Here is a 2,168-nt window from a genome sequence, read left to right on the forward strand (position 1 = left end):
TTGTTAACCCTCTGAGCTTGATTGAATTTGAAGAAGATTATGCCTTTGAAAGTACCCCAGTTGAAGCAGATCGATTAATTGCCCAGCGTCGACAACAGTTAGAAGAATTGATTAATACTCTCGAACCAGTAGAAACACGCGCTCACGTTCATCCCATCGTTCGTATATCTAGTAATGTTGCCCGAGAAACTGCACAAATTGCCACACTCAAACAAGTTGATTTAATTCTGGTGGGATGGCATCGCCCTGCCTTTAGTAGCAACCGCTTAGGTGGAAGAGTTGGTCAAATGCTCACTACTGCGCCAGTGGATGTTGCAGTGTTTGTGGACAAAGGATGCCAGCAATTAGAAAGCTTGTTAGTGCCTTATTCGGCAAATATTCATGATGATTTGGCATTAACACTGGCTCTGAGACTGCTAATTAACCGTGAGACTTGTATGTTACAGGTTTTGCAGGTTGTCCCCGAAAATAACCTCAAGGATGAATTGAGTTACGAGTTAAATACAATGATGGAGCAATTACCGAGTAGTGTACGCGATCGCATCGAAATCAAAACTGTCCAAACTCCAGAGGCAATCCAAGCTGTAGTCGAAGCCTCAAAAAATGTAGACCTGACAATTGCCGGCACTAGCCGCACTTGGGGTATCGAGCGTCAAACATTGGGAAGATATACAGATCAACTAGCCATCCAATGTTCTTCCTCACTGCTGATTACCCGTCGCTACAGTCAAGTCAGCGCTCATTTGGCTTCTGTACTTTCTGAGGTTAGTAGTCAAGAGCCAACATTGAGGAGTTGAGAACATGAATCATTTCAACTTCAAATCTTTAGCTTTTTACGGAGTAGCAATAATTTCAGTGCTACTGTTGTTTAAAACTGTCAGTGTCTACGGAGAAAACAATCTCAAGGCTCCACCGCCAATTAACGGTCGGTATCGTCTAAACCTAGCGGAAAATTTGCCTAACTGTGAAAAATCGGATACTCTGACCTTAAACATTCAGCAGTCAGGTATTTACGTAAATGCCTCTATATTACCGGCAAACGCTAACGCCGACACTGATGAAAAGCACTCTCTGGCAGGTATCTTCAGAAATCAACAATTAAATTTATCTGGGAAAGTTGGCAGATCAATCCTTTGTAATATTCCTCGCCCCCAAAATGATCCTTTAAACTCAGTCACAATTCAAATGCAACTTGTGGATAAAGCTAATATGACAGGTCAATTAACCGTAAATGGTATTCCACAAACTCTGAAATTTACTGCTGTGCCCCAAAAAGCTAATTGAATTGAGGGATTGTAGAGACGCGATTCATCGCGTCTACGGGATTGGAAGCGCGAAGTAAACAGCAATGTAAGTGCATTGTATGGGTTTTATGGAGCAAATAAACAGAATGGATCGGGAACTCAAGACTAAGCAATTTTACCAATGGGGTAAGCAGCTATTTAGCATCAGTATACTAGGCTTTTGTGCAGCGATCGCCCTCGAAACTTGCACTACTGCTGCTACACCAGGGGCAAAGCTAAATAATTGGCGTTTTTCCCCCAAGACACAGCAACTTGAAATTAACCTCTCAGCAGGTATAACCCCTCATTATTTCTACTTAGCACAACCCTCTCGTCTGGTTGTAGATTTACCAAATACTAAGTTGGGCAAAGTTACCACCCTACAAAATTATTCTGGAGTAATTAAAAGCATTCGCGTTTCTCAACTGAACGCAAACGATACACGCATTGTCCTAGATTTAGCAGCCGGGACTGTTTTTAATCCCAAAAAGGTACAACTACAACCCGTTTCCCGAAAAAACTCTACTCGCTGGGTGTTACGTCCGGTTATTTCTGGTAAAACTACTGCCGTAAAACCAGGAAAGTCCGCACCTTCAGCCAAGAAACAACCTCAAACACTCCAAAAGCCGCCTAGTAACCTACCTGTAACTACTAATCCACAATCACCCTTACTCACCGCTCCGCCTCCATCCAATGAACTGCCCTCAACAATTACTACTAACTCAGAGCAGCCTTTTGTCACCGTACCCCCTTTAAATCAAAATACATCCTCTCAACAACCTGCTTCGATTCTTCCCCCTCCTTCTTTCCCAAATCAACCCGATAATCTAAATAACATTCCTCCTTTGGGAATATCGGAATTTCCAGTTCCAACAATCCCCAATG

General features: G+C 42.7%; 3 protein-coding genes. All 3 read left to right on the forward strand.

What is annotated here, in order from left to right; translation table 11 throughout:
• Window positions 1–797: universal stress protein (locus tag HWQ37_RS15355; RefSeq protein ID WP_363318134.1), on the forward strand; the 797-nt coding region annotated here is incomplete at its 5' end.
• A 4-nt stretch (window positions 798–801) separates the two neighbouring features.
• Window positions 802–1,284 carry a hypothetical protein gene (locus tag HWQ37_RS15360; protein ID WP_292748467.1) on the forward strand — a complete coding sequence of 161 codons (483 nt, stop codon included), beginning with the start codon at window positions 802–804 and terminating at the stop codon, window positions 1,282–1,284.
• Between the two features lie 106 nt (window positions 1,285–1,390).
• Window positions 1,391–2,168 (forward strand): AMIN domain-containing protein (locus tag HWQ37_RS15365; protein ID WP_292748468.1); only part of this gene is annotated, 778 nt, incomplete at its 3' end.

This window comes from Nostoc sp. NMS4 (genome assembly GCF_017115095.1).
In the GTDB taxonomy this organism is placed as follows: Bacteria; Cyanobacteriota; Cyanobacteriia; order Cyanobacteriales; family Nostocaceae; genus Nostoc.

Bases quoted from the DNA above. Each gene is read 5' to 3' on its own strand.
- HWQ37_RS15360 (WP_292748467.1), top strand. From the start codon at position 802: ATGAATCATTTCAACTTCAAATCTTTAGCTTTTTACGGAGTAGCAATA.